Source organism: Variovorax sp. VRV01 (assembly GCF_014852545.1).
Lineage (GTDB): Bacteria > Pseudomonadota > Gammaproteobacteria > Burkholderiales > Burkholderiaceae_C > Variovorax > Variovorax beijingensis_A.
Genome location: NZ_JACVBS010000012.1, coordinates 107,094 through 130,510, shown reverse-complemented (window position 1 = coordinate 130,510; position 23,417 = coordinate 107,094). Strand labels below are relative to the sequence as shown.

At 60.1% G+C, this 23,417-nt stretch carries 17 protein-coding genes and 2 riboswitches; of the genes, 7 read left to right on the top strand and 10 right to left on the bottom strand.

The features are described 5' to 3' along the window. Window positions 1-8 precede the first annotated feature (8 nt). Window positions 9-1,310 (bottom strand): D-amino acid dehydrogenase, encoded by a 1,302-nt coding sequence (locus IB278_RS21475; protein ID WP_192325327.1) that lies wholly within the window; start codon window positions 1,308-1,310, stop codon window positions 9-11. A gap of 91 nt (window positions 1,311-1,401) precedes the next feature. Next, a riboswitch (glycine riboswitch) is annotated at window positions 1,402-1,508 on the bottom strand. A 46-nt stretch (window positions 1,509-1,554) separates the two neighbouring features. Continuing rightward, window positions 1,555-1,641: riboswitch (glycine riboswitch) on the bottom strand. Window positions 1,642-1,734: 93 nt separating this feature from the next. On the opposite strand from IB278_RS21475, the gene rfbB reads away from it, so the two are divergent. The 5 genes from rfbB (at window position 1,735) to IB278_RS21450 (ending at window position 9,629) form a co-directional block, all read left to right on the top strand. Next, window positions 1,735-2,817 (top strand): dTDP-glucose 4,6-dehydratase, encoded by a 1,083-nt coding sequence (gene rfbB / locus IB278_RS21470; protein ID WP_192325325.1) that lies wholly within the window; start codon window positions 1,735-1,737, stop codon window positions 2,815-2,817. Then, window positions 2,814-3,704 carry a dTDP-4-dehydrorhamnose reductase gene (gene rfbD / locus IB278_RS21465; protein WP_192325323.1) on the top strand — a complete coding sequence of 297 codons (891 nt, stop codon included), beginning with the start codon at window positions 2,814-2,816 and terminating at the stop codon, window positions 3,702-3,704. Before rfbB ends, rfbD begins: the two co-directional genes overlap by 4 nt. 44 nt (window positions 3,705-3,748) lie before the next feature. Next, window positions 3,749-4,651, top strand: a complete 903-nt coding sequence (gene rfbA, locus IB278_RS21460; protein ID WP_192325321.1) for a glucose-1-phosphate thymidylyltransferase RfbA — start codon at window positions 3,749-3,751, stop codon at window positions 4,649-4,651. Beyond that, window positions 4,648-5,196: a dTDP-4-dehydrorhamnose 3,5-epimerase gene (gene rfbC / locus IB278_RS21455; protein WP_192325319.1), complete on the top strand. Its 549-nt coding sequence runs from the start codon at window positions 4,648-4,650 to the stop codon at window positions 5,194-5,196. Before rfbA ends, rfbC begins: the two co-directional genes overlap by 4 nt. Before the next feature lie 362 nt (window positions 5,197-5,558). After that, window positions 5,559-9,629 (top strand): glycosyltransferase, encoded by a 4,071-nt coding sequence (locus tag IB278_RS21450; RefSeq protein ID WP_192325317.1) that lies wholly within the window; start codon window positions 5,559-5,561, stop codon window positions 9,627-9,629. 290 nt (window positions 9,630-9,919) lie between these two features. Here the strand turns inward: IB278_RS21450 and IB278_RS21445 are convergent, their stop codons facing one another. From IB278_RS21445 to IB278_RS33885, 7 genes are all read right to left on the bottom strand, one after another. After that, window positions 9,920-10,801, bottom strand: a complete 882-nt coding sequence (locus IB278_RS21445; RefSeq protein ID WP_192325315.1) for a glycosyltransferase — start codon at window positions 10,799-10,801, stop codon at window positions 9,920-9,922. Window positions 10,802-10,804: 3 nt separating this feature from the next. Further along, the gene (locus IB278_RS21435; RefSeq protein WP_318646693.1) at window positions 10,805-14,053 is read right to left on the bottom strand and encodes a rhamnan synthesis F family protein; all 3,249 of its coding nucleotides are present in this window, start codon (window positions 14,051-14,053) and stop codon (window positions 10,805-10,807) included. A gap of 267 nt (window positions 14,054-14,320) precedes the next feature. Then, the gene (locus tag IB278_RS21425) at window positions 14,321-15,187 is read right to left on the bottom strand and encodes a GDP-mannose 4,6-dehydratase (protein WP_192325313.1); all 867 of its coding nucleotides are present in this window, start codon (window positions 15,185-15,187) and stop codon (window positions 14,321-14,323) included. Next, window positions 15,184-16,221 (bottom strand): GDP-mannose 4,6-dehydratase, encoded by a 1,038-nt coding sequence (gmd, locus tag IB278_RS21420; RefSeq protein ID WP_192325311.1) that lies wholly within the window; start codon window positions 16,219-16,221, stop codon window positions 15,184-15,186. The genes IB278_RS21425 and gmd overlap by 4 nt, the downstream gene beginning before the upstream one ends. 148 nt (window positions 16,222-16,369) lie before the next feature. Beyond that, window positions 16,370-17,116, bottom strand: a complete 747-nt coding sequence (locus tag IB278_RS21415) for an ABC transporter ATP-binding protein (RefSeq protein WP_018903750.1) — start codon at window positions 17,114-17,116, stop codon at window positions 16,370-16,372. A 3-nt stretch (window positions 17,117-17,119) separates the two neighbouring features. Further along, window positions 17,120-17,923 carry an ABC transporter permease gene (locus IB278_RS21410; protein WP_192325309.1) on the bottom strand — a complete coding sequence of 268 codons (804 nt, stop codon included), beginning with the start codon at window positions 17,921-17,923 and terminating at the stop codon, window positions 17,120-17,122. Next, the gene (locus tag IB278_RS33885; RefSeq protein WP_318646692.1) at window positions 17,920-18,447 is read right to left on the bottom strand and encodes a hypothetical protein; all 528 of its coding nucleotides are present in this window, start codon (window positions 18,445-18,447) and stop codon (window positions 17,920-17,922) included. Before IB278_RS33885 ends, IB278_RS21410 begins: the two co-directional genes overlap by 4 nt. 27 nt (window positions 18,448-18,474) lie before the next feature. Between IB278_RS33885 and IB278_RS21400 the strand changes: the two genes are divergently transcribed. Both IB278_RS21400 and IB278_RS21395 read left to right on the top strand, forming a co-directional pair. Then, on the top strand, window positions 18,475-19,404 hold the full coding sequence (locus tag IB278_RS21400; protein ID WP_318646691.1) for a glycosyltransferase: 930 nt from the start codon (window positions 18,475-18,477) through the stop codon (window positions 19,402-19,404). Between the two features lie 40 nt (window positions 19,405-19,444). Next, the gene (locus IB278_RS21395) at window positions 19,445-20,497 is read left to right on the top strand and encodes a glycosyltransferase family 2 protein (protein ID WP_192325305.1); all 1,053 of its coding nucleotides are present in this window, start codon (window positions 19,445-19,447) and stop codon (window positions 20,495-20,497) included. Window positions 20,498-20,525: 28 nt separating this feature from the next. Here IB278_RS21395 and IB278_RS21390 read toward each other — a convergent pair whose 3' ends face one another. Both IB278_RS21390 and IB278_RS21385 read right to left on the bottom strand, forming a co-directional pair. Continuing rightward, entirely contained in the window at window positions 20,526-22,559 is a 2,034-nt protein-coding gene (locus IB278_RS21390) for an acyltransferase family protein (RefSeq protein ID WP_192325303.1), read from the bottom strand. A gap of 85 nt (window positions 22,560-22,644) precedes the next feature. Next, window positions 22,645-23,403 carry a glycosyltransferase family 2 protein gene (locus tag IB278_RS21385; protein ID WP_145742209.1) on the bottom strand — a complete coding sequence of 253 codons (759 nt, stop codon included), beginning with the start codon at window positions 23,401-23,403 and terminating at the stop codon, window positions 22,645-22,647. Window positions 23,404-23,417 lie beyond the last annotated feature (14 nt).

The following is a 23,417-nucleotide window of genomic DNA, read 5'->3' as shown; positions in this document are numbered from 1 at the left end:
GCCTGTGTTCAGGCCGGTTGCAGCACGCGCGCTGCCGGCGCAGGCAGGCCGGTGAACGCAAAGTCCACCTCGGGCGCGAGCCCGCTCACGATGCGCGCGATCGACTTGCCCGAACCGCAGGCGTGCGTCCAGCCGAGCGTGCCATGGCCGGTGTTCAGGTACAGGTTCGGCAGTTTCGTCTTGCCGATCAGCGGCACGTTGCTCGGTGTCGCGGGGCGCAGGCCGGTCCAGAACTGGGCCTGCGTGGTGTCGCCGGCGCCCGGAAAAAGTTCTTCGACGCGCCGCACGATCGCCTCGCAGCGCACGCGGTTCAGGTCGCGGTCGTAGCCGTTGAGCTCGGCCGTTCCGGCAATGCGCAGGCGGTCGCCCGAGGCCGAGGTGTAGCGCGAGAACACGAGCTTGAACTCGTCATCGGTCAGCGAAACCTGGTGCGCCCTGGAGGCGTCCTTCACCGGCAGCGTCACCGAATAGCCCTTGGCCGGATAGATCGGCAGCCGGATGCCCAGCGGCGCGGCAACGATCGGGCTCAGCGAACCCATCGCGAGCACGAAGGCGTCGCCGCGGATGCGCTGGAAGCGGCCTTCGCTATCGGTGGCTTCGACATGGTCGATGCTGCCGCCGGCCTCGCGCAGCGCCGTGACCGTGTGGCTCATGAGGAACTTCACGCCCGCTGCGGCCGCGCGCTTCGCCAGCTCGCGCGCAAAAAGGTTCGCGTCGCCGGACTCGTCCTCCGCCGTGTAAGTGGCGCCGGCCAGCTTCGGGCGGATGTGGGCGAGGGCGGGCTCGATCTTCACAGCCTCATCGGCCGAGATCACCCGCCGCTCGCAGCCGAGCGCGCGCATCTGTTCGGCCGGCTCCAGGGCGCCGTCGAACTCCTTTTGCGTCGTATAGAAGTGCAGGATGCCCTGCGTGCGCTGGTCGTAATCCAGGCCGGTGTCGCGGCGCAGCTGCTGCAGCACGTCGCGGCTGTAGGTGCCCAGTCGCACGATCTGCTCGATGTTGTGCCGGGTGCGCGCCGGCGTGCATTCGCGCAGGAACTGCAGGCCCCAGAGCCACTGGCGCATGTCGGCGCGGATGCGAAAGAGCAGCGGCGCGTCTTCCTTGCCCAGCCATTGCAGCACCTTGAGCGGAGCGCTCGGGTTGGCCCAGGGCTCGGCATGGCTGACCGAAATCTGCCCGCCGTTGGCAAAGCTGGTTTCGGCGGCCGGCGTGGCCTGCCGGTCGATCACGGTCACCTCGTGGCCGAGTTGCTGGAGGAAGTAAGCCGAAGTCACGCCGAGCAGGCCGGCGCCAAGAACGATCACGCGCATTTCAAGTACCTTTTGAAGATGGGCACTTGAACGGCGGACTTGGTGTGCTACTGATTCAATAGCGAGCAACCGGACGAACGCCGTCCAAGTCGCCGCTCCCCCTGTCCTTGGTACCTGAGAGATTCACCTGTTGCACCTTGCAACGGGTTTGCTCCTTCGGTGCATCGCGCGGGGCGATGGCTCTCCAGACGGCCTGTCAATTGATGCAGTACATGCCACGCAACTCTTTGAAAGAACTTCAAGGTTACGTTCGGCCGACCTGAGCGTTTATGGGAGTTTGCGCCTTCGGTGGAGTAGTCGTAAGTACTACTCGCTCTCCTGCAGTAAACGATTGTAGGCGGAGGCCGCAAAGCCGCCAACCATGAATTTTGACAATTCAGAGCAATGGGATAATTGTCATCGATTCGAAACTTCGGGGAGACTCATGATCCTGGTAACCGGCGGCGCGGGCTTCATCGGCGCCAACTTCGTACTCGACTGGCTGGCGCAGAGCGACGAGCCTGTCGTGAATCTCGACAAACTGACCTACGCCGGCAATCTCGAGACGCTCGCGTCCCTCAAGGGCGACCCGCGGCACATCTTCGCGCAGGGCGACATCGGCGACAGCGCCCTGGTCGATCGCCTGCTGGCCGAGCACAAACCGCGGGCCATTGTGAACTTTGCCGCGGAATCACACGTCGACCGCTCCATCCACGGCCCCGAAGACTTCGTGCAGACCAACGTGCTCGGCACCTTCCGCCTGCTCGAGTCCGTGCGCGGCTACTGGAGCGCGCTGCCGGCCGAACAGAAGGCCGCCTTCCGCTTCCTGCACGTGTCCACCGACGAGGTCTACGGCTCGCTCTCCAAGACCGACCCCGCCTTCACCGAAGACAACAAGTACGAGCCCAACAGCCCCTACTCGGCCAGCAAGGCCGCCAGCGACCACCTCGTGCGCGCCTGGCACCACACCTACGGCCTGCCGGTCGTCACCACCAACTGCTCCAACAACTACGGGCCCTTCCACTTCCCCGAGAAGCTCATCCCGCTGATGATCGTCAACGCGCTGGCCGGCAAGCCCCTGCCCGTGTACGGCGACGGCATGCAGGTGCGCGACTGGCTCTACGTGAAGGACCACTGCAGCGCCATCCGGCGCGTGCTCGAAGCCGGCAAGCTCGGCGAGACCTACAACGTCGGCGGCTGGAACGAGAAGCCCAACATCGAGATCGTCAACACCGTCTGCGCCCTGCTCGACGAACTGCGCCCGCGCGCCGACGGCAAGCCCTACAAGGCGCAGATCAGCTACGTCACCGATCGCCCCGGCCACGACCGGCGCTACGCCATCGACGCGCGCAAGCTCGAACGCGAGCTCGGCTGGAAGCCCGCCGAAACCTTCGACAGCGGCATCCGCAAGACCGTCGAGTGGTACCTTGCCAACGGCGAATGGGTGCGCAACGTGCAAAGCGGCGCCTACCGCGAATGGGTCGAGAAGCAATACGACGCCGCACCCGCGGCCAAGGCTGCGGCATGAAGCTGCTGCTGCTGGGCAAGGGCGGCCAGGTCGGCTGGGAGCTGCAACGCAGCCTCGCACCGCTGGGTGAACTGGTCGCGCTCGATTTCGACAGCACCGACTTCAACGCCGACTTCAGCCGCCCCGAGCAACTGGCCGAAACCGTGCTGAAAGTGCGCCCCGACGTCATCGTCAATGCCGCGGCGCACACCGCCGTCGACAAGGCCGAGAGCGAGCCCGAGTTCGCGCGCAAGCTCAACGCCACCTCGCCCGGCGTGGTGGCCGAGGCCGCGCAGCAGATCGGCGCGCTCATGGTGCACTACTCCACCGACTACGTCTTCGACGGCAGCGGAAGCACGCCCTGGCAGGAAGACGACGCCACCGGTCCGCTCAGCGTGTATGGCCGCACCAAGCTTGAAGGCGAGCAACTGGTGGCCCAGCACTGCGCGAAGCACCTGATCTTTCGCACCAGCTGGGTCTATGCCGCGCGCGGCGGCAACTTTGCCAAGACCATGCTGCGCATCGCCAAGGAGCGCGATCGCCTGACCGTCATCGACGATCAGTTCGGCGCGCCCACCGGCGCCGAGTTGCTGGCCGACGTCACGGCGCACGCCATCCGCGCCACCTTGCAGGACCCGGCGAAGGCCGGCCTATACCACGCCGTCGCCGGTGGCGAGACCACTTGGTGCGGCTATGCGCGCTTCGTGCTCGAACAGGCCAAGGCGGCGGGCGTCGAACTCAAGGCCGGGCCCGCAGAGGTCGATGCCGTTCCCACCAGCGCCTTCCCCACACCCGCAACACGTCCGGCCAACTCGCGCCTGGACACGCACAAGTTGCAGTCCACCTTTGGCCTGGTGCTGCCGCACTGGCAGCAGGGCGTGGCCCGCATGCTGCGCGAGACCCTTTGACAGCAGCGCGAGCGAAGCACGCAAGAAGCGGAGAACACAACACAATGACCACCACGAAGACCACCCAACGCAAAGGCATCATCCTCGCCGGCGGCTCCGGCACACGCCTGCATCCCGCCACGCTCGCGCTCAGCAAGCAACTCCTGCCGGTGTACGACAAGCCGATGATCTATTACCCGCTCAGCACGCTGATGCTCGGCGGCATGCGCGACATCCTGATCATCAGCACGCCGCAGGACACACCGCGCTTCCAGCAACTGCTGGGCGATGGCAGCCAGTGGGGCATTAACCTGCAGTACGCGGTGCAGCCCAGTCCCGATGGTTTGGCGCAGGCCTTCATCATCGGCGACGAGTTCCTGGGCAATGCGCCGAGCGCACTGGTGCTGGGCGACAACATCTTCTACGGCCACGACTTCGCGCACCTGCTGGCCGACGCCGATGCGAAGCCCTCCGGCGCCACCGTGTTCGCCTACCATGTGCACGACCCCGAGCGCTATGGCGTGGTGGCCTTCGATGCGCAGGGCAAGGCCAGCAGCATCGAGGAAAAGCCGTTGAAGCCCAAGAGCAGCTATGCGGTGACTGGCCTGTACTTCTACGACAACCAGGTGGTCGACATTGCCAAGGCCGTGAAGCCCAGCGCGCGCGGCGAGCTGGAGATTACGGCCGTCAACCAGGCCTACCTGGACCGGGACCAGCTCAACGTGCAGATCATGCAGCGCGGCTATGCCTGGCTGGACACCGGCACGCACGAGAGCCTGCTGGAGGCCGCGCAGTTCATCCAGACCCTGGAGCATCGGCAAGGCCTCAAGATTGCGTGTCCGGAAGAGATCGCGTGGCGCAACGGCTACATCGACAGCGAGCAACTGGCCAGGCTTGCCGCGCCGCTGCAGAAGAACGGCTACGGCAAGTACCTGAACCACCTGCTGGCCGAGGAGGTGCGCTCGTGAAGGCCACGCCCACTGCGATTCCCGAAGTGCTGATCATCGAGCCGAAGGTGTTCGGCGATGCGCGCGGCTTCTTCTACGAGAGCTTCAACGGCAAGGCGTTCGATGAGGCCGTGGGACGGCACGTCGAGTTCATGCAGGACAACCATTCGCGCTCGGCCAAGGGGGTGCTGCGGGGGCTGCACTACCAGATCCAGCAGCCGCAGGGCAAGCTGGTGCGCGTGGTGCGCGGTGCGGTGTTCGACGTGGCGGTGGACATCCGCAAGTCGTCGCCGACGTTTGGCAAGTGGGTGGGGGTGGAGCTCAGCGAGGACAACCACAGGCAATTGTGGGTTCCCCCAGGCTTTGCGCACGGCTTTTTGGTGCTGAGCGAGACGGCCGAGTTTTTGTACAAGACCACCGATTACTACGCGCCTGAGTATGAGCGCAGCATTGTCTGGAATGACGCCGTCTTGAACATCCAATGGCCAAGCATCGGGATGGCGCCGAAGTTGTCGGCCAAGGACGAGGCGGGCGCCGTCTTTGCCAGTGCAGAAGTATTTGATTGACCGCCGGGCAAGTCTCTGCGTAGATCAAGCTACTGATTCAGAAGATCTCCGTATTCGCGTGTAGGCGGTGTCAATCGGCCCTTCAACACGGTCGATCGTTAAATGCTCACCCCTTGATGCAGAGCAAGTCAGATCACAGCCAGGGATAGGCTGGCTCGCCCACTTGTTGGCGGCGCCGAACTCTTTTGGCTTCGAACTTGCGTTTCATGGTCGGCGAGAGGCCTCGGAAAACCGTTGCTGGCTTTATCCAACTGATTTTTGCAAGCAATCAGAGGGGGATTCGCTTCTGCAGCATCCGATTCAACCATACGCTTTTTTGCGGGCGACGCTTCGGCTGAGCGGCGCATCAACAAAATTACCATATGGCACGTAGCACACTTGCAACACTCTATTCCATGCATCGGGGCAAGCTCTCGGACAAATGGTCGATCTATATTTCGATCTATGAGCGGCTGTTTTCCGGGCTGGATTGCCCATCTTTGCGGGTCTTGGAAATCGGAGTTCAGAATGGCGGGTCTCTGGAAATCTGGTCTGAATTCTTTTCTCGGGCTGCGCGGATCGTAGGGTGTGACATCAATGAGGCATGCCGGCAACTGATGTATCGCGATCCGCGCATCAGTGTGGTCGTCGGAGACGTCAACACCGACGAGGTGGAGGAGGTCGTCGCAGCGCACTCGCCGAGGTTCGATCTCATCATCGATGACGGTTCGCACCGGTCCGGCGACATCATCCGTTCATTCGCACGCTATTTTCCGCGCCTTGAGGATGACGGCCTGTTCGTTGTTGAGGACCTGCATTGCTCCTATTGGGCCGAATTCGAAGGTGGCCTGTTCGACCCGGCATCCTCGATGGCATTCTTCAAACGCCTTGCCGACGTCATCAATCATGAGCACTGGGGCATTCCCGGTGCGCGAACCACGCTGCTCAAGTCCTTCGCCAGAACGTATGGTGTGGCATTTGACGAGGAACTGCTTGCGCATATCCATGCAGTCGAGTTTCTGAACTCGGTCTGCGTGATCCGAAAAAAAATTCCTGCCGACAACCGCCTCGGTACGCGAGTAATTGCAGGGCAGGAAGCAATTGTTGATGCAGACCCGCTGGCATTGCATGGCTCTGTTTCTCGGCAACCCGATCAATCGGGGAACCCCTGGTCGAAAATCAACCCCCTGCCGGAGGTGGAACTGGCAGCGCTTCGCGTTTCGACGCGAGACCTAGAGGCGAATCTGGAGGCGCGCACCGAGGAACTGCGCGTCGCTCGCAAGACCGCACTCTATGCGGATATTCGATCGAACATTGCGCAGAATCATGCTGACCAATTGAGGGTGCAGTTGAGCAAGAAAGCAGAGGAGACGCGGCAGCTTAGCGAGGAGGTTCAGGCCCTTCGCGCGCACGCGACTGCGCTCGAGGACGTATTGAGCCATCGACAGAGGCAGGTCGATGAAATATTGGGCTCCACGAGTTGGCGTGTCACTAAACCTCTGCGGTGGTTCGGCCTTCAGAAAGGACGGATCGCTCGTGCAGCCAAGCTGTTGCCAGTGCTCTCTCAACGCGCGGGAGGGCTTTCGAACCTGACTCGCCGCGGCATTCAAGTGCTGAGTCAGTCCGGCTTGGGGGGAGTGCGCAACTCCATTCGCGCTGTCGAAACCGAGGAGTTGGTGAAAGCCTCGCCGATGACTGGAGCCCTCAATTCGGCTGGCGATCTATTCGAGGATGTCGCGCGCCAGATCTATGCTGACCAACAGATGGAGCTTACCCGCCAAGAGATTCTTGAGTCCATCAAGGAATTCGAGCATAGGCCTCTGATCTCGGTAATCATGCCAGTCTATAGGACGCCGGTGCAATGGCTGGTCCGCGCCATCGAGTCGCTGCAGGAGCAGTTCTATGACAACTGGGAATTGTGCGCTGTGGACGATTGTTCGCCGACTGCGGACCAACGAGAGATTCTTGAAAAGTATTCAAGGAACGATCCTCGCGTGCGCTACCGTGTGCTTGAGAAGAACGGCGGTATCGCGGCAGCGTCCAACGCCGGCCTAGAGATGGCACAGGGCGGCTTCATTGCATTATTGGATCACGATGATGAGTTGCCGGGAGATGCGCTGTTCTGGATCGTGGATGCCATCAACAGAAATCCGGATGTCGACTTCATCTATACCGATGAATGCAAGATCGACGATACGCCGGAGCGTCGACTTTCCCATTTCATATTCAAGCCGGATTGGTCGCCCGAGATACTGTTTAACTCCATGTTGACCGGACATCTCACGGTCTACAGGAAGGATGCGGTCGATGGACTGGGAGGCTTCCGCAGCCAGTATGACTTCTCGCAAGATTATGACCTCGCCTTGCGGATGGCCGAGGTAGCGAAAAAGATCGTGCACGTCGAGCGGGTGCTCTATCTCTGGCGTTCCATTCCGGGCTCAGCGGCAAGCGGTGGCAAGGACTTTGCGCGTGAGTCCAATATTGCAGCACTTGACGACGCATTGGTCCGGCGTGGGATCCAAGGGAAGGCGATGGCTCTGCCTCACGTCAACTATGTACATGTCGACGTGCCAGCGACCACCAAGGTTTCGGTCGTCATTCCTTCGGATTCCTTCAAGAACCTCAAGCTCGCATTGGATGCGATTTTGGAGAAGACCAACTATTCGAACTACGAAGTGGTTGTCGTTTGCAACGGCCCCCTGGCCGAACAGTTGAAGGGCGAGTTCCGTAGCTCGCCGCACATCGTCTTCCTGCCCTATGACAAGAAGTACAACTTCTCCGACAAGTGCAATGAAGGGGCCCGTGCGGCCAGCGGCGAGATAGTCGTGTTCTACAACGACGATGTATTTCCCGCCCAATCCGACTGGATCCAGAAACTGATTGAGTACCTTTCCATATCGGATGTCGGGGGTGTCTCGCCCAAGTTGCTGCACGAGGACGAGACGATTCAATACGCGGGCATGATTTCGGGGACGCCAGGCCTTTGTGGTACCGCGTACAACAATGTCCCCAGGGAGGCGAACGATTCGTTCCTCTCCATGCACAAATACGTGCGCAACGTGTCCATTCTGTCGGGTGCGTGCTGCGCGCTCAAGGCGGAGGTGTTCTGGCGCATCGGCGGCTTCGACCCGGTCAATACCCCCGACGGCCATTCGGACATGGACCTGAGCTACAAGCTGCTGGATGCAGGGTACCGGTGCGTCTACACGCCGCACGCTGTTCTTTATCACATCGGAAATCACTCCTGGGGTGCAAAGTCCGTCAAATATAAAGCCGATATCTACGTGCTCAAGCGGTGGGGGGCTTACGTTTCCAGAGATCCGAATTTCACGGACTCGATGAAAAAAGTGCTCTATCGCGATTTCCGCTTCGACTACAAGATTTTTGCATCGCACATTGATGCAAATGCCACTTACACGGGGCCGGACGTACTGTTCGTGTCACATGAGCTTTCTCTTACCGGGGCACCTCGCATGCTCCTGTGCGCAGCGGTTGCAGTGTTGCGCAGTGGCGGCTTTCCTGTCGTGGTGGCACCTGCGGATGGCCCGATGCGAAAGGAATTGGAGCAGGCGGGCGCGGTGGTGATAGTGGATCAGTCGCTTTGCGAAGGGCATTTCCTGTTTGAGCGTTTCGCAAGAAACTTCGATGTGGTCGTTGCCAATACGATGGCGGTGAGCGACGTGGTTCGCCAACTCGAAGCCATCGAGAATCTCGATGTGATCTGGTGGTTGCACGAAGGACAGGCGCTCAAAGCCGCATTGGCTGCAGAGCCCGGCATCGACAGTACGCACGTACGGCTGCTTTGTGTCAGCGAGTACGCCCGCAGTTGCCTGCCCGCGGGTTTCCACGCCGAGGTGCTATATAACGGAATCCCGGATCGCAGCGGCGAAATTCAAATAAGATCTCCGGCTGACCGGTGCACCTTTGTACTTGCGGGAACGATCGAACATCGAAAAGGGCAGGATCTGTTCGTCGATGCCATCCTTCTGTTGCCGGAGGACGTGCGCGCTTCCTGCCGGTTCTTGATGACTGGCAAGCTCGCCGAACAGAATATCCCCTTCTGGTCGGAGGTACGCGAACGGATGGAAGCGGCGCCGCAGATTGAATATCTGGGCCTGCTGAACCATGGCGAATTGCTTGACTTGCTCGCTGGTGCGGATGCGGTCGTCTGTTGTTCGCGCGACGAGGCATTTTCTCTTGTGGCCGTCGAAGGAGCGATGCTCTCCAAGCCTTCGATCGTCAGTCCAAATGTCGGCATCGCGGAACTGCTGGAGCACGACAAGTCCTGTCTCTTATTCGAGGCAGAGAGTGCGGTTTCGTTGGCTGAACAATTGCTGGCAGCTTTCGAGAATCGAGCCACGATGCATGAAATCGGCGGTCGGGCGCGCATGGTTTACGAAGAGAAATTCACCATCGACCGGTTCTCGGAAGAGTTTCTTCGACTCCTGAAATAGGGGCACGGATTGAAGATACGCTTCAGCGAAGCGTCGATTGCCCGGCGCACAACATCCGCCCCTACTTGGCAGGCCTGACTGACCAAACCGAGATCGAGCGCCACACCTTAGGCGCTCGTGTCTACTCCGCGCGCGGGCGATCTGCACCGCCGCTACGACTCGTTGCGGGTTTGCTGCACCTGCGACACATCTTCGATGCTTCGACGAAGATGTGTTCAACACCGGAACGGAAATCAGATTTGGCTCAGGTTTGAACTCCCTGAGATCCCCTCGCTATTTACGGTATCAAATCAAATCGACTGATCCATAAATAGCGCGTCCAGCGCACCGCGGATAGTCATGGCGGGCGTGCAGGAATTTAAGCCAAGCTGTGCTTGTACTTCAGGTGCGACCAGAGTCGTTCTGCGCCTTACCTCGATGAGAGCAGAAACACGTTCGTACATGAGCAGACGCTCTTTGCTCAAAACTCCAGTCGTCGGAACCGAGTTGCTGCCATCTGTCTTGAAGTAATAGTCACCGATTACCTTTCCCACGGCTTGAAAGTCGGACGGATACGCTGCGCAAATCTTCAAAAGCAGGTCATAGTCTTCTTCCCAGGTGAGAACAGTATCGAAAGAGAGGACTTGCGGGGGGACGATCGATCGATCGATCAAATATGAGTGTATCGGGCAAAAATTGGCTTGGAAGAGATCCTTCAAGTCATCACCGGCGAATGGCGCGTCGACTTGCTTCGTGAGGCGAATAAATTGCCGGTGTACATCTGCATTTACCACGCGTACGGAGGCGAACGCTATTGCAGAACGACTGGAATTTAGCCGGTCAACGAGCACCGCATATGCCTCTGGGTATAAGACGTCGTCGTAGTCTAAGAAGGCGACGTATTGTCCGGTCGCCGCCTGCAATCCCATGTTCAGAAGTTCCGTTCTCGCATCGCTTGGGATTGCATTATCCCAGTTCCTGAGTGTCAGAGTTGGTGCATTCGGCAAGCGCAGTAGTGGCTCGAGTGCCGCATAAGTCGTAGCTATTTCTGCTTCTGAAAAGCGTTGAACTGCGAGAATGATATTCAGGGGGCGGTGCGTTTGGCCTATCAGAGCGAAAATACAGCGATTCAGCTCATAGATGCGCTTCGCATCATGAAATCGAACGATGCAGTCGATTTGGTTTTCAATCATGGCTTACCAGCGCGGCTGAGCGAAACTAAAGTGGTTGGAGAAATCCGCGTAGGTTCGCCATTCATCGGGGACGATTGCGGGAGACGAGTGAGGTACTGAGAATCCTTGCGCCGTCATTTCGGTATGCAGCCATCGTTCAAAATCAGGCGAGCCCCACTTGCGCGCCAATGTGACACCAGATTCGAGAATCATTCTCAGTGTCGCTGGTTTCAATTCCCGGTTCGTGACAGCATGTAGGAACAGTGCACGCGGACACATCTTCAGGGCATAGCCATTTGCACGTGCGCGCCAAGAGAGATCTACGTCTTCGCAATACATGAAGAAGTCCTCGTCGAATCCTCCGAGGTCATCGAACGCGGATTTCGAGATGGCGAGACATGCTCCAGAAACCCACGGGGTATCCAGAGTGTGTTCGTCGTATGGCTTCGGATGTTCCGACGGAAACTGGAGCGCCTCGACCAGTGCCTTTCCATCTGCCGCCTGCACCATTTGGACAAGCGCCCGTACCGCATCAGGATGAAGTGCGCCATCCGGATTGACGGCGATATAAATGTCGAAGCCGTTTTCAAATGCGGTCCGCATTAAATGATTGTGGCCGCCTCCGAACCCGATGTTGCCGCGACTGGCTAATCGCGTAACGAGATCGGTCGGGCGAACCGATTCGTCAGTGCTTACACCGTTATCCAGCAAGAAAAGGCTTCCCCGCGTGCCTAAGCCAGCCGTCTTCAAAGAAAGTTCTGCGGCACCAACGGCCAACGCTAGTTCTTCGGCCGTATTGTTGTACGTGACGAGACCGATTGCCACGCGTGCATCGGTCTTAACGTCGATGTGCAGCCCAAGAGCACGATTTTGTACGTAGTCGAATAGGCAGCTCGGGGCTTTTTCGACTGGACTTGGTCTGGCTGTACGCTGGCGGACTCTTTGTGGATCAAGTAGACGGAACACACGGTGATTGAAGTATGTCTCCAGCGCTAATTCGTTCGGCACTCCGACAATGCAGGGCGTGTTCTCATGCAAGGAAGGGCGCGCGATCTTGATCCAATCAAAACCCGCGTGCTCGCATGTATGAAAAAATATTCGCTCAATGGCATGCGCGAGGGTCGCATCGGTTTGACTGGACTCAGCGTCGAAATCGTTGGTTTTTAATTTCAGATTAAGTAGCGGCTTCAGCGCCGCGGATCGAGCCCAAAACATTGAGCCCGACGGAAAATCAAGCGGGTCGCGCTCCTTTAGAGAAAAGCCCATTCTTCTCGCAAGATTCTCTGCGTTCGGGAAATTACCACCCCAATTCACCCAGTGACGCATTGGCTCAAAATGCTGAGCCGCGATGATGCCGAGTTTGGGATTTTTTGCAAATGCGTGCAGAACACTTGCCGCGACCTCTGGAGTTCCAAGGAGACTTTCCAGCAAGAAGTGCCGCCATGGCGATAGCACGCTCGCATGTTTTGATCGCTTGCCATGGAGATGGAGTACATAGGCATAACGATCGTAAATGTCACTGAAAGTTACCAGTTTTGGTGCAATATCTCGCCCTCGATTGGGGACCACCCGGACCTCAACGCTGCCCTTTGTCCAGTTCGAGAATGCTTTTTCAATCACCGATGCACGGAAGCTGTCGGTGGTGGAAATATATAAATCGAGACCGACAGGAACATTGTTGAGGTACGAGCGGAATTCACCAGCGAGTTCCTCGTAATGCAGATGAATAATCGCAGCGACGCTTTCGCTATGAAGATCAGGTACCTTGGCAAAGCTGAATGGCACCGAAACGCTGTAATCGATTTCGATGGGGCGTGCGGCTTCGGCGGGAGGTGGCGGGCTTGCCTTAACCGCTTCCCCCGAAGATTCGGATATATCGGCCTCCACTGTCGGATGCCGGTCGTCGAGTAGAGCCAGCGTCTGCCGTCTTGCTGCCAGCCGCTTGAAGAGTTGGCCTGTTATGCTCCAATGAATTGCTTTCATTATCCGACGAGCGGGCGTGCGCAATACTGGCACGCTTTGCAATGCACGCCGCACCGGCAGCGTCATTTTCCAGGTTGTGCTATTGCGTATGGCGACTAGCTCATCGTTCTGATGCGAAAGATGGTTTATAGAGTCGCGCAACGAGACAATGACTGCATCTTTCTCTGTTCCCTCTCTGGCGAGGTGGGCGGTCCGGTCAGACAGTGCTTGAACGCGGCGTTGCTCGTGAATTACCATTTCAGCGAGCAAGGATCTCAAGTTTTCCGCGGGTTGTGCCTTTTCGTGGGATTTCGCCTGCTCGACCGCACGATGCAAAGCCGCAGCCTCTGCTTCAGCATTCGCTTTGATTTTTGCTAATTCCTCGTTGAGGGCGGCGATTGCCGCTTCAAGCTCTAAAGCTCGCGCTTGCGCGGCGTGCAGTGCCGAGTTGTCCGCGAGCGCATTGATCTTGTAGCGTTCTATCGCAGATCGAATCTCCTGAATCTGAGGATCCCAATCCGAAATGCGAGCCAGCATTTGTGCGGCACTGGGGCTGACGTCTGCACCTTCCTCGAGCATCTGCGCAATGGCCGCGGCCCTCGCCATCAGCTGCCGACGAGGGGTTAGTAAGCCACCGAGGCTCGAATATACCGAGCGAATCTGATCGACTTCGGAGCCGTCGGCCGCAAACAGCGCTTTCAATCTTTCCGGAATGTCACCCAACGCCAGCACTCCCAGTCCATTACCATGATTGAACTGGAAGGCGGGATGTTTACCTGACAATTCTTCGAAGAACTTCCAGACACCAAAATCGCGCTCTCGGACATTGGTATCATGAAATAAGACGATTGCATTTTTCGTCAGCTTAGGCCGCCATGACTCATAGTCCTGCTTGACATCGTCGTAGAAATGGCGGCCGTCGATGTGAATAAGATCTATCGACTCGTCGGTGAAGTATTTCGCTGCTTCAAAAAAAGTGGCTCGGTTCAGCCGTGAGAAGCCCGCGTACCGCTGATTGGTTGCAAGGACAGCTTCATAGACAGAGTTATCATAAAATCCCGCATGCTCGTCGCCCTGCCATGTGTCAACAGCATATGCAGCCGTCCCAATGCCGAGATACTCTATCGCTTGGCAAAATGCAAAGTAGGAATATCCGTAGTGACTTCCTAATTCGACGAATCTCTTTGGTCGAAGGGCATCCGTTAGCCAAAATGCGAACGGTGCGTGCTCAATCCATGCGGATTGGCAAAAATAACGAGGGACCCAAAAAGACGATGGAGAAAGTGACTCAATTGTTGTTTTCGATAGCATTGCGCATTTTTTCCAAAATTTTCCTTTTGTCCTGAAATGTAATCGTGCGTCACAATCTCATGTACATCAACTATTATATTTGTGATCCAGCGCTCGATCGAACTTCAGCCGTGATGTAATTCCGGGATCGGTGTCGAATGAACCGCGCTTGCAGGCCGAGATCGCGCGCTGTGGGTTGATTGCGGGTGTGACAACGTCAAGAGAGACTGGGCGACGAAACTCTTGTGGAGAGGCTTGACTCGCCGGTCACGCGAATGAAGGTGAAGGCTAGTCGTGCTTGGGAAGCAACATGCGCCCCAACGTTTCTTCTAGCGTGGGTTCATTCAAGATAGCTCCTCGCCTTGACAGGAGAGCGTGGAGCTTCTCTGTGTCGCCGCACAGACGGTGCACCTCGTTCGCCCTGACGAATGCTGGATTGGTCTCGATGCGCAGGTTGTGCGAGGTCATCCGCGCAAAAGTCTCGATGATTCGGCGCAGCGCATACGGCCGACCGGAGCAGATGTTGTAGGTTTCACCCGGTTCTCCGTGCGCGAGCAGCAGCAGGTAGGCATCACAGACCATCTGCACATCGTTGAACTCGCGTTCGACATCCAGATTGCCCAACTCAATCGAAGGCGCACGCGCAGCAAAGTGCGCGGCAAGTTTGGGAATCAGAAAGTGGGCGTCCTGTCCCGGCCCGGTGTAGTTGAAGGGACGCGCGACGATCAGGTTCAACCGCTCGTTGTAGGTTCTCGCCATGAACTCCATGGCCAGCTTGCTCATGCCATAGTGGTTGATCGGCGCTGGGCTCTGGCTCTCGCTGATGGGGGATTGGGCTGTATTGCCGTAGACGTTGGCGCTGCTGGCCAGGAGAACACGGGCAGGCCTGGCGGGCAGTTGCAACAGTGCATCTAGCAGATGGGTGGTCCCGACCACGTTGACTGCGTAGAACGCTGCTTCGTTGGCGTGCCCCACAAAACTGATGGCTGCCAGATGCACCACGGCGTCGGGTGCAAGCGCCCGCACTTCCTGGTGCAGGGCCTCGCGATGCGTCAGGTCGGACTGAAGTGCAATGACGGCGTGGCCAGCCGCAACAGCTCGCTTGGCAAATACCTGACCAGTGAATCCTTCGGCGCCGGTCAGCAATATCCTCAAAACGACACGCCCTGGGCGTTTCGGCGAAGGTCTGCCTCCACCATCAGCTGACACAATTGTTCGAGCGTGGTGGCGGGTTCCCAACCCAGCTTGGCCTTGGCCTTGGCGGGATTGCCGATCAGAAGCTCCACTTCGGCCGGGCGATAGAACGCTGGATTGATGCGCATCACAGTCTTGCCGGTGGCCGTGTCGACCGCGGACTCCGAATCGCCGGTACCTCTGAATTCGACGGCCATGCCGGCGCTCTTGAACGCCATGGCAACGAACTCGCGCACGGTCTCCGTGCGATTCGTTGCGAGCACGTAGGTATCGGGTTCTTCTGCCTGCAGCATGCGCCACATGCCCTCGACGTATTCCTTCGCAAAACCCCAGTCGCGCTTGGCATCGAGATTGCCGAGTTCCAGCACCTCCAGCTTGCCGAGCTTGATCTTTGCAACGCCGTCGGTGATCTTCCGGGTGACGAACTCCCGGCCACGCAGCGGGCTTTCATGATTGAAGAGGATGCCGCTGCAGCCGAAGATGTCATAGCTCTCGCGGTAGTTGATCGTCATCCAGTGGGCGTAGAGCTTTGCAACGCCATAGGGGCTGCGCGGATAGAAGGGCGTTTCCTCGGTCTGCGGGATGGCCTGGACCTTGCCGAACATCTCGGATGTCGAGGCCTGATAGAAGCGGATCTGGGGGTTGACCAGGCGGATGGCTTCCAGCAGATGCAGCGTACCCAGGCCGGTGATCTGCGCGGTGGCGATGGGCTGATTGAAGCTGACGCCGACGAAGCTCTGGGCCGCGAGGTTGTAGACCTCGTCCGGCGCTGCGTCGCGGATCAGCGTGATCGAGCTGCCAAGGTCGGTAAGGTCGTATTCGACCAGATGAAGATCGGGGTTGTGCTGGATTCCAAGCTCTTCAATGCGCCAGAAGTTCACCGAACTGGTGCGGCGGTAGGCGCCATAGACAACATAGCTCTTGGCGAGCAGGAGCTCTGCCAGATAGGCGCCGTCTTGCCCGGTGATGCCCGTAACAACAGCATGCTTCTTCATGAAACCCTCTCTCTTTGTTCAGGGAAAGCGCACAACTTTGCACGTCGGATGCCTGTACGTACTGCAGACGCTTGAATTCTGCCTTGGAAGAGAGAGATTGGACACACGGGCCGGAGCCTGCCGGCCAAGGCGCCAGCGTCGCAGGCTTCTAAGGCCGATCGTCCAGCTCCGTTGCGTCGGCCAGCACGGAAAGCTCGGCGGGCTCGAGCCGCCCATGGCTCAGCTTGACCACCATGTTGCACTCCTTCGCGATCAACGCTGGCGAGTGCGAGGCGAGGACCAGGATACCCGACTTGGAAACCACGTCCCGCATGCGCTTTTCCGCTTTTTCGGTGAAGTCGGCATCGCCCACCGAGAGCCATTCGTCCATGAGGAGAATGTCCGCTTCGACGCTGGTGGAAATCGAGAAGGCGAGTCGCATCATCATCCCAGTGGAGTAGGTGCGAACGGGCATGTTCACGTACTGCCCGAGACCGCTGAATTCGCAGATCTCCGGAATCCGTGCGTCGATTTCCTTTTTGCTCAGGCCCATGACGAGTCCACGCAGCATGATGTTCTCGATGCCGGTCGCATCGGCCTCAATGCCGAGCGACGGATCGATCAGGCTCGATACCGTACCCTCGCGCTTGAATTCGCCGGCAGAAGGCTCATAGACGCCGGCCAGCGTGCGCAGCAGGGTCGATTTGCCCGCGCCGTTGTGTCCGATCAGTCCCAGGCGGTCTCCGCTCTTCAACTCGAGGTTGATATCGCTCAGTGCCTGCACGACGGTGACGCCGGTCTCCTTGCCAAACCTGCCGCCGGTGACGGACGCCGCAAGTGTTTTCTTCAATGACGCTGCACCAGCGCCATAGATCGGAAAGTTGACGGCAACGTTTTTGAGTGAAATGGAAGCCATGTATCAGAGCCAATAGACAACGCGTCGACGGTATCTGGAGAACAAGATTGCGGAGCCGATGAGAGTCAAGGCTGACCACCCCAGGATGCCGAGCCAGCTGTGCGCAGCGGCAACTCCACCCATGAGCGGCGTACGCAGCAGGTCGAGCATCTGGGCAAACGGGTTCCACAGGATGTATTTGGCGCGGTCTGGAAGACTCTCGGGCAGCCAGAACACCGGTGTCAGGAACATCAGCATCTGCATGACGCTGCTCACGATCTGGGTGACGTCGCGGAAGCGGGTACAGATGAGCCCGAGCAACAGCCCAAGGGCGTGGGCATTGACGATGGCGATGGCCATTGCCGGGATGACCAGCAATGCAGACCAGGACAAGGAAATGCCCGCCCAAAGCGCAACCGGTACATACAACACGATTTGATGCGCGAACTGGATCAGGTTTCGCGCGATGCTCCGCCAGACAAACAGGCTGATCGGGAAGTAGCCTTGCTTGAGGTAGTTGGACGAGCCCACAAAGGCATTGCACGACTCCGTCACCACGCTCGAAAAGAAGCCCCAGAAAATAATGCCCAGCGCAAGGTGAGGGAAGAACTTGGAGAGCTCCGTTCCGAACAGGGAACTGTACAGGGGGCCCATGCCGCCAATCATGGCGCCCATGCTCAACGTGAGCCAGAGCGGGCCCAGCATCGAACGGCGATAGCGCAGCACGACGTCGAACCACGCGAGCGTCCACCAGATGTCTGTGCGGCGCGTACCTTCCCACCAGTCAGACCATGGGCTGCGATGCAAATTGGAATGTATCTGGCTCATACGCGCCCGTAGGTGTTTGCCAGGCGCACGAAACCGTTCTCGCCCGGATATTCTCGACACGGGGCTTCAATGAGCACCAGTTCCTCGTTGCCGATGTTCGTCAATCGATGTTTCTCTTTCAATGGGTATGGCGATATCCGCCGAGAAAGGGTCCCGCGCTGGACGTTGCCGATCTGGCCAATACCGCGGCCCTGGACGACAGCCCAGTGCGCTGCGCATTGGTGATGATATTGCAGTGACAGTTCCGCCCCGTCTTCACAAAACATGAACCTGGCTTGGAAGTTGCCTGTTGCGATGTTGGTCGGATCCGGGATTCTGCGCCCCCCAATAGCACAACCGAAAGGGCGCGCATTTTCTTGTTCGGGTGTGAAGAAAGGGATAATTTTACCGGCCCCCGCGCTGGGGGCTCCAGGAACCGTTGAAACCGCCTCCGATCGCCTCGCCGCATTGATAACCGCTCGCAGGACGAGCAAGCCATGAGCATCCCCCTTTCCCCCGAAATCTCCATCGCCCTTTGCACCCACAACGGCGCGCGTTTCCTGCGCGAGCAGGTGCGCAGCATCTGCCTGCAGACCCTGCCGCCGGTGGAGATCGTGTTGTCCGACGATGCGTCGACCGACGGTTCGGTGGAGGTGGTGCGCGCTGCAGTGGCCGAGTGCGCCGCCGAACGGCCGGAGCATCCCGTGGCCCTGCGCATCTTCGAGAACCGGCCCGCGCTGCGCGTGGTCAAGAACTTCGAGCAGGCCATCGGGGCCTGCACCGGCGAACTGATTGCGCTCAGCGATCAGGACGATATCTGGCTCCCCGAGCGCCTCGCGCAGATGGCCCCGCTTTTCGAGAGGGATCCGAATCTTCTGCTTTTGCACACCGATGCGCGCCTTGTCGACGCCGAGCGGCGTGATATCGGCGACACGCTGTTCCATGCGCTCGAAGTCACCCCTTCGGAGATCGAGCGCGTCCACGGCGGCGGCGCTTTCGACGTGTTCCTGCGGCGCAACCTCGTGACCGGCGCGACCACGGTGTTTCGCCGTTCGCTGCTCGAGCACGCTCTGCCCCTGCCCGTGGAATGGGTGCATGACGAGTGGCTGGGCATCATCGCGTCGGCCGTCGGTCGGGTCGATCTGATGGAGCAGCCGCTCATCGACTATCGCCAGCACGAGTCGAACCAGATCGGGGCCCGGCGCGACACCTTCGAAGCCAAGGTGCGCAAGGCCCTGGCTTCCAGGGGCAACACGCATGTCGAGCGGGCCTTCAAGGCCGAACTGCTCCTCGCACGGCTGCAGAAGATCGGAAGCCCGGTGTCACCGGAGATTCTCGAGAAGGTCCGCAGCAAGATCGAGCACCAGCGCTTCCGCGCCGCCTTGCCTGCGTCCCGGCTCGCTCGTTGCCTGCCTATCCTGCGCGAAGCCATGACCGGCCGTTACGACAAGTTCGGCCGTGGCTTCCGGGGCGTGGTGCGCGACCTCTTCGAATCTGTGTAGGCTCTGCGCCCAAGCGAATCGCGTCACTCCCACAAAAACAATGACCCCCACGAACCCTCCTCCTGTATCCACCGCCGGCGCTCCGCCCAGCGTGGTGGTGATCATTCCGTTCTACAACGGGGCGGACTTCATCGAGCGTTCTGTCCACAGCGTGTTCGAGCAGTCGGTGCCCGCGAACGAGGTGATCGTCGTCAACGATGGCTCCCGGCCCGAGGAGCGCGCGGCGCTCGACGCGCTTGCGAAGCGCTATCCGTTCCGCATCCTGGACAAGGAAAACGGAGGGCAGGGTTCGGCGCGCAACGCCGGCGTCGCCGCGTCCACGTCCGAGTACCTCTGCTTCCTTGATCAGGACGACTTCTATCTGCCCAACCACATTGAGACGCTGGTCAACGCCATACCGCCCGACGACCAGCTCTTCGGCTATGTCTACGCCGATTTGTTCGAGGCGGATGCCGATGGCAATGTGATCCGCACGGACGTTGTCAAGGACCATGCGAAGCACCCCAAGCGCAGCATCTTCGACCTGCTGCGCTACGACATGTTCGTTCTGCCTTCGGCCAGCCTGGTGAGCCGCAAAGCCTTCGAGGCGGTGGGCGGCTTCGACCCCCAGTTCATGGGCTATGAGGACGACGATCTCTTCTTGCGCATCTTCCGCAAGGGTTACAGCAATCAATTCGTGGACAAGGCCGTCACAGTCTGGTGCATCCATACGGCGAGCACATCCTTCGGCATCCGGATGGTCCGCAGCCGCTTCAAGTACTTCAAGAAGCTGCTGCAGATGTTCCCCGACGAGCATCAACGCGGCCGCTACTACCTTCGCGACTATCTGATGCCGCGGTTCCATCCGTTCTTCGTGAACGAGGCCATCGAGGCCATCAAGACCGATTCCGAATACCGCGGCGAAATGAGCGCAGTACTCGCCGAATATGCGGCCATCGTCTTTGCCAATCCCCATGTGGGCCGCAAGGCAAAGCTGCGCCTGTGGATCACGCTCCAACTGCTGCAACACAGTACACCGGGGATGGTGCGCTTCGTGGGCGCGATGACGCGGCTGCCTGGCATTCGCCGTTTGCGGCGCATCTACAGGGGCTGATTCCACGCGCTCGAGGACGCCTGGTGGACTAACGGGCGGCTTCGGCAGGCCGCCTCTGCGTGCTCATCGCCTTGTCGATGTACGTGGCGAACTTACGCACGTATTCGGCACGCAGGTGGCCCGAGTCCTTGTAGATCGGCGTGGCGTCGGCATCCGCGCGGGTGCATTCGCCGTTTTTGCAGAGCGTTGGGATCGGATCGATCACGATGGCGCCGCTGCGCTGGGCAATCTGGCGCATGCGTTCGTGCAGTTGCTTCTGTGCCACCGGCCAGGGCGCAGTAGGCGACATGCGAGCCACTTTCATGTCTCCAAGCCGCCCCCCCTTGATGAATTCTTCAGGTCCAAAGCCTTCGCCCACCGGGTTGTCCAGCAAGAGGTACACCTGTTTGTGCTTGGCAAGATTCGTCATCACCGCCTCCAGCATGTTGAGCGCAAGGTCCACGCCGCCGCCGCCCATGAAGCGGTGTTTGGTCTTGCCGTCGGAGTAGTAGTAACGGTCCGCGTCAGCGTTCGCGGCATTGGGCTTGCCGGTCTCCGAGAAGTAGCAGTTCCAGCAGCCGCCGAACACCACCGCATCGAACTTGTCGCTGATGGCCAGGCGCATGGCGCCATCGCGGCGCTCGCCGCACAGGTTGTTCTTTTCGTCGACCACGTTGGGAATGGGCGGGCAGGCGCCCCAGGTGGCGAAGGAGAGCGAATCGAGCGTGTCGGGCGCGATCTTGCTCAGTTCTACGGCGCGCGGGCCGTATTGCTCGATGTGGCTGTCGCCGAAGAGCAGCACCCGGCGCTTGCCGTGGCCGATCTGCTGGAGCACCTCGCCGTCGACCTTGATGGGGCTCAGCCCGTCCGGGTAGCCCCAGTCCTTGGCGGCCGCGGCCGTCTTGTTGAAGTAGGGGTCGCTGTGCCGCCCCACGTAGTAGCGCGTGGCCGCCAGGGTGCCCAGCACCACGAAGCCCACCATCAGCGCCACCAGCACCGAGATGACGGTGTCGTTCTCGCTGCGGCGCGTGCCGCGCTCGACGAAACGGTAGGTCAGCCAGGCCAGCACGACGGCCGCCAGCAGCATTAGCGCGCGCAGCCCGTTGGAGGGCAGGTCGCCCTCGACGATGCGCGCATACACCAGCAGCGGCCAGTGCCAGAGGTACAGCGGATAGCTGATCAGGCCGACCCATACCATCGGCTTCGAGGCGAGCACATAGCGGTTGAGCACGCCGGTCGGGCCGGCCGCGATGCAGTAGAACGCACCCAGCGTGGGCAGGATGGCCCAGAACCCCGGGAATGCCTTGCCGCCGCGGATGAACGCGAGGCCCAGGCCGATCAGCACCAGGCCGGCGATCGACTGCGCATGGCGGCCCCAGCCTGGCTTGGGCAGGGGGCGGTGCAGCCGCATGTACGCCAGCATGCCGCCGATCATCAGCTCCCAGAAGCGCGACAGCGGCGAATAGAAGGCCGCCGTGCGGTGGCTGTGGATGGTCGTGACGTTGAGCAGGAACGACAGGGCTGCCACCGTGCCCACCACCGCGAGCACGCGCCACTTGCGCTTCCAGGCCAGGCCCAGCAGCACGGGCCAGAAGATGTAGAACTGCTCCTCGATGGCCAGCGACCACAGGTGCAGCAGCGGCTTGGTCTCGGCCGCGTTGTCGAAGTAGCCGGCTTCGCTCCAGAAGGCGAAGTTCGAGACGAAGCCGGCGCCCGCCGCCACGTGCTTGCCGAGCTGCTCCCACTCGTGCGGCAGCAGTGCATACCAGCCGAAGGCAAAGGTGGCTGCCAGCACCAGCACCAGCGCCGGGAAGATGCGCTTCACCCGCCGGGCGTAGAACTCGCGGTAGCTGAACCCGTCGCCCTCGAAGCTGCCCAGGATGATGGTGGTGATCAGGAAGCCCGAGATGACGAAGAAGATGTCGACCCCGATGAAGCCGCCCTTGATCCACTGCGGAAACGCGTGGTAGCCGAGCACGGAAAGCACGGCGACGGCGCGCAGGCCGTCGATGTCGGGTCGGTACTTGGGATGGAGCAGGTGGGCGTGTTCCTGCGGGGCTGTCGGGCTGCTCGTGGTCGTCATCGTCGTGGTTGGGAGGGGACGGCGCCTGCGGTCTCTGCTGGCTTCCCGGCCCCGGATTGTCGGCGCAAACGCGGGGGCGGCTTTTTCAGGTCCCGCGGGAGCGGGCCCGCAGGTAGCGCCAGAACGCACCCGAGGTCCACACCTTGAACAGGCTGGTCACGTGCCAGTAGAGATGTTTTCTGCTGGTGCGGCTGGCGCGCTGGGCCTCGTGGCGCGCGAGCAGGTCTTCGCCCACCTGCAGCTTCCAGCCCGCCAGCTGGGTGCGGGCGCAGATGTCGAAGTCTTCGCCGTACATGAAGAAGCGCTCGTCGAAGCCCCCGATCTGGCGGTAGGCCTGGCTGCGGAACAGCATGAACAGGCCCGGAATCCAGTCCGGCACCGCCGGGCGCACGTACCCCGGCTTGCGCCGCGTGAGGATCTCGAGCGGCGTGATGATGGCGCGGTGCTGCTCGGGCGTGCTGCGGCCGGGCTCGAGGATGCGCGGCGTCAGCAGGCCGGCATCGGGTGCGGCCTGGGCCATCAGCGGCGCCAGCACGTCGCCGTCCAGGCGGATGTCGGGGTTGAGCACCAGGAACCACGGCGTATCGCAGTGCCCGAAGGCCTGGTTGTGGTTGGCGCCAAAGCCCTTGGGGCTGGCGTTTTCGATCCGCTCGACCGCAAAACCCCAGTCCAGGCCGGCCAGCACGTCGGGTTCGGGGATGTTCAGCGTGAGCACGACCTTGGCGGTCGAACTGCGGCAGAAACGGTCCAGCTGCTCGAGCAGCGGGCGCACCAATGCCAGCTGGCCGTGGCTGACGATCGAAATGGTGATCGGGGGGGAAGAAGAGGAAGGGGGCGCTGGCATGGTCTAATTTCGCT

Bases quoted from the DNA above. Each gene is read 5' to 3' on its own strand.
- IB278_RS21475 (WP_192325327.1), bottom strand. From the start codon at position 1,310: ATGCGCGTGATCGTTCTTGGCGCCGGCCTGCTCGGCGTGACTTCGGCT.
- rfbB (WP_192325325.1), top strand. From the start codon at position 1,735: ATGATCCTGGTAACCGGCGGCGCGGGCTTCATCGGCGCCAACTTCGTA.
- rfbD (WP_192325323.1), top strand. From the start codon at position 2,814: ATGAAGCTGCTGCTGCTGGGCAAGGGCGGCCAGGTCGGCTGGGAGCTG.
- rfbA (WP_192325321.1), top strand. From the start codon at position 3,749: ATGACCACCACGAAGACCACCCAACGCAAAGGCATCATCCTCGCCGGC.
- IB278_RS21450 (WP_192325317.1), top strand. From the start codon at position 5,559: ATGGCACGTAGCACACTTGCAACACTCTATTCCATGCATCGGGGCAAG.
- IB278_RS21445 (WP_192325315.1), bottom strand. From the start codon at position 10,801: ATGATTGAAAACCAAATCGACTGCATCGTTCGATTTCATGATGCGAAG.
- IB278_RS21435 (WP_318646693.1), bottom strand. From the start codon at position 14,053: ATGCTATCGAAAACAACAATTGAGTCACTTTCTCCATCGTCTTTTTGG.
- gmd (WP_192325311.1), bottom strand. From the start codon at position 16,221: ATGAAGAAGCATGCTGTTGTTACGGGCATCACCGGGCAAGACGGCGCC.
- IB278_RS21415 (WP_018903750.1), bottom strand. From the start codon at position 17,116: ATGGCTTCCATTTCACTCAAAAACGTTGCCGTCAACTTTCCGATCTAT.
- IB278_RS21410 (WP_192325309.1), bottom strand. From the start codon at position 17,923: ATGAGCCAGATACATTCCAATTTGCATCGCAGCCCATGGTCTGACTGG.
- IB278_RS21395 (WP_192325305.1), top strand. From the start codon at position 19,445: ATGACCCCCACGAACCCTCCTCCTGTATCCACCGCCGGCGCTCCGCCC.
- IB278_RS21390 (WP_192325303.1), bottom strand. From the start codon at position 22,559: ATGACGACCACGAGCAGCCCGACAGCCCCGCAGGAACACGCCCACCTG.
- IB278_RS21385 (WP_145742209.1), bottom strand. From the start codon at position 23,403: ATGCCAGCGCCCCCTTCCTCTTCTTCCCCCCCGATCACCATTTCGATC.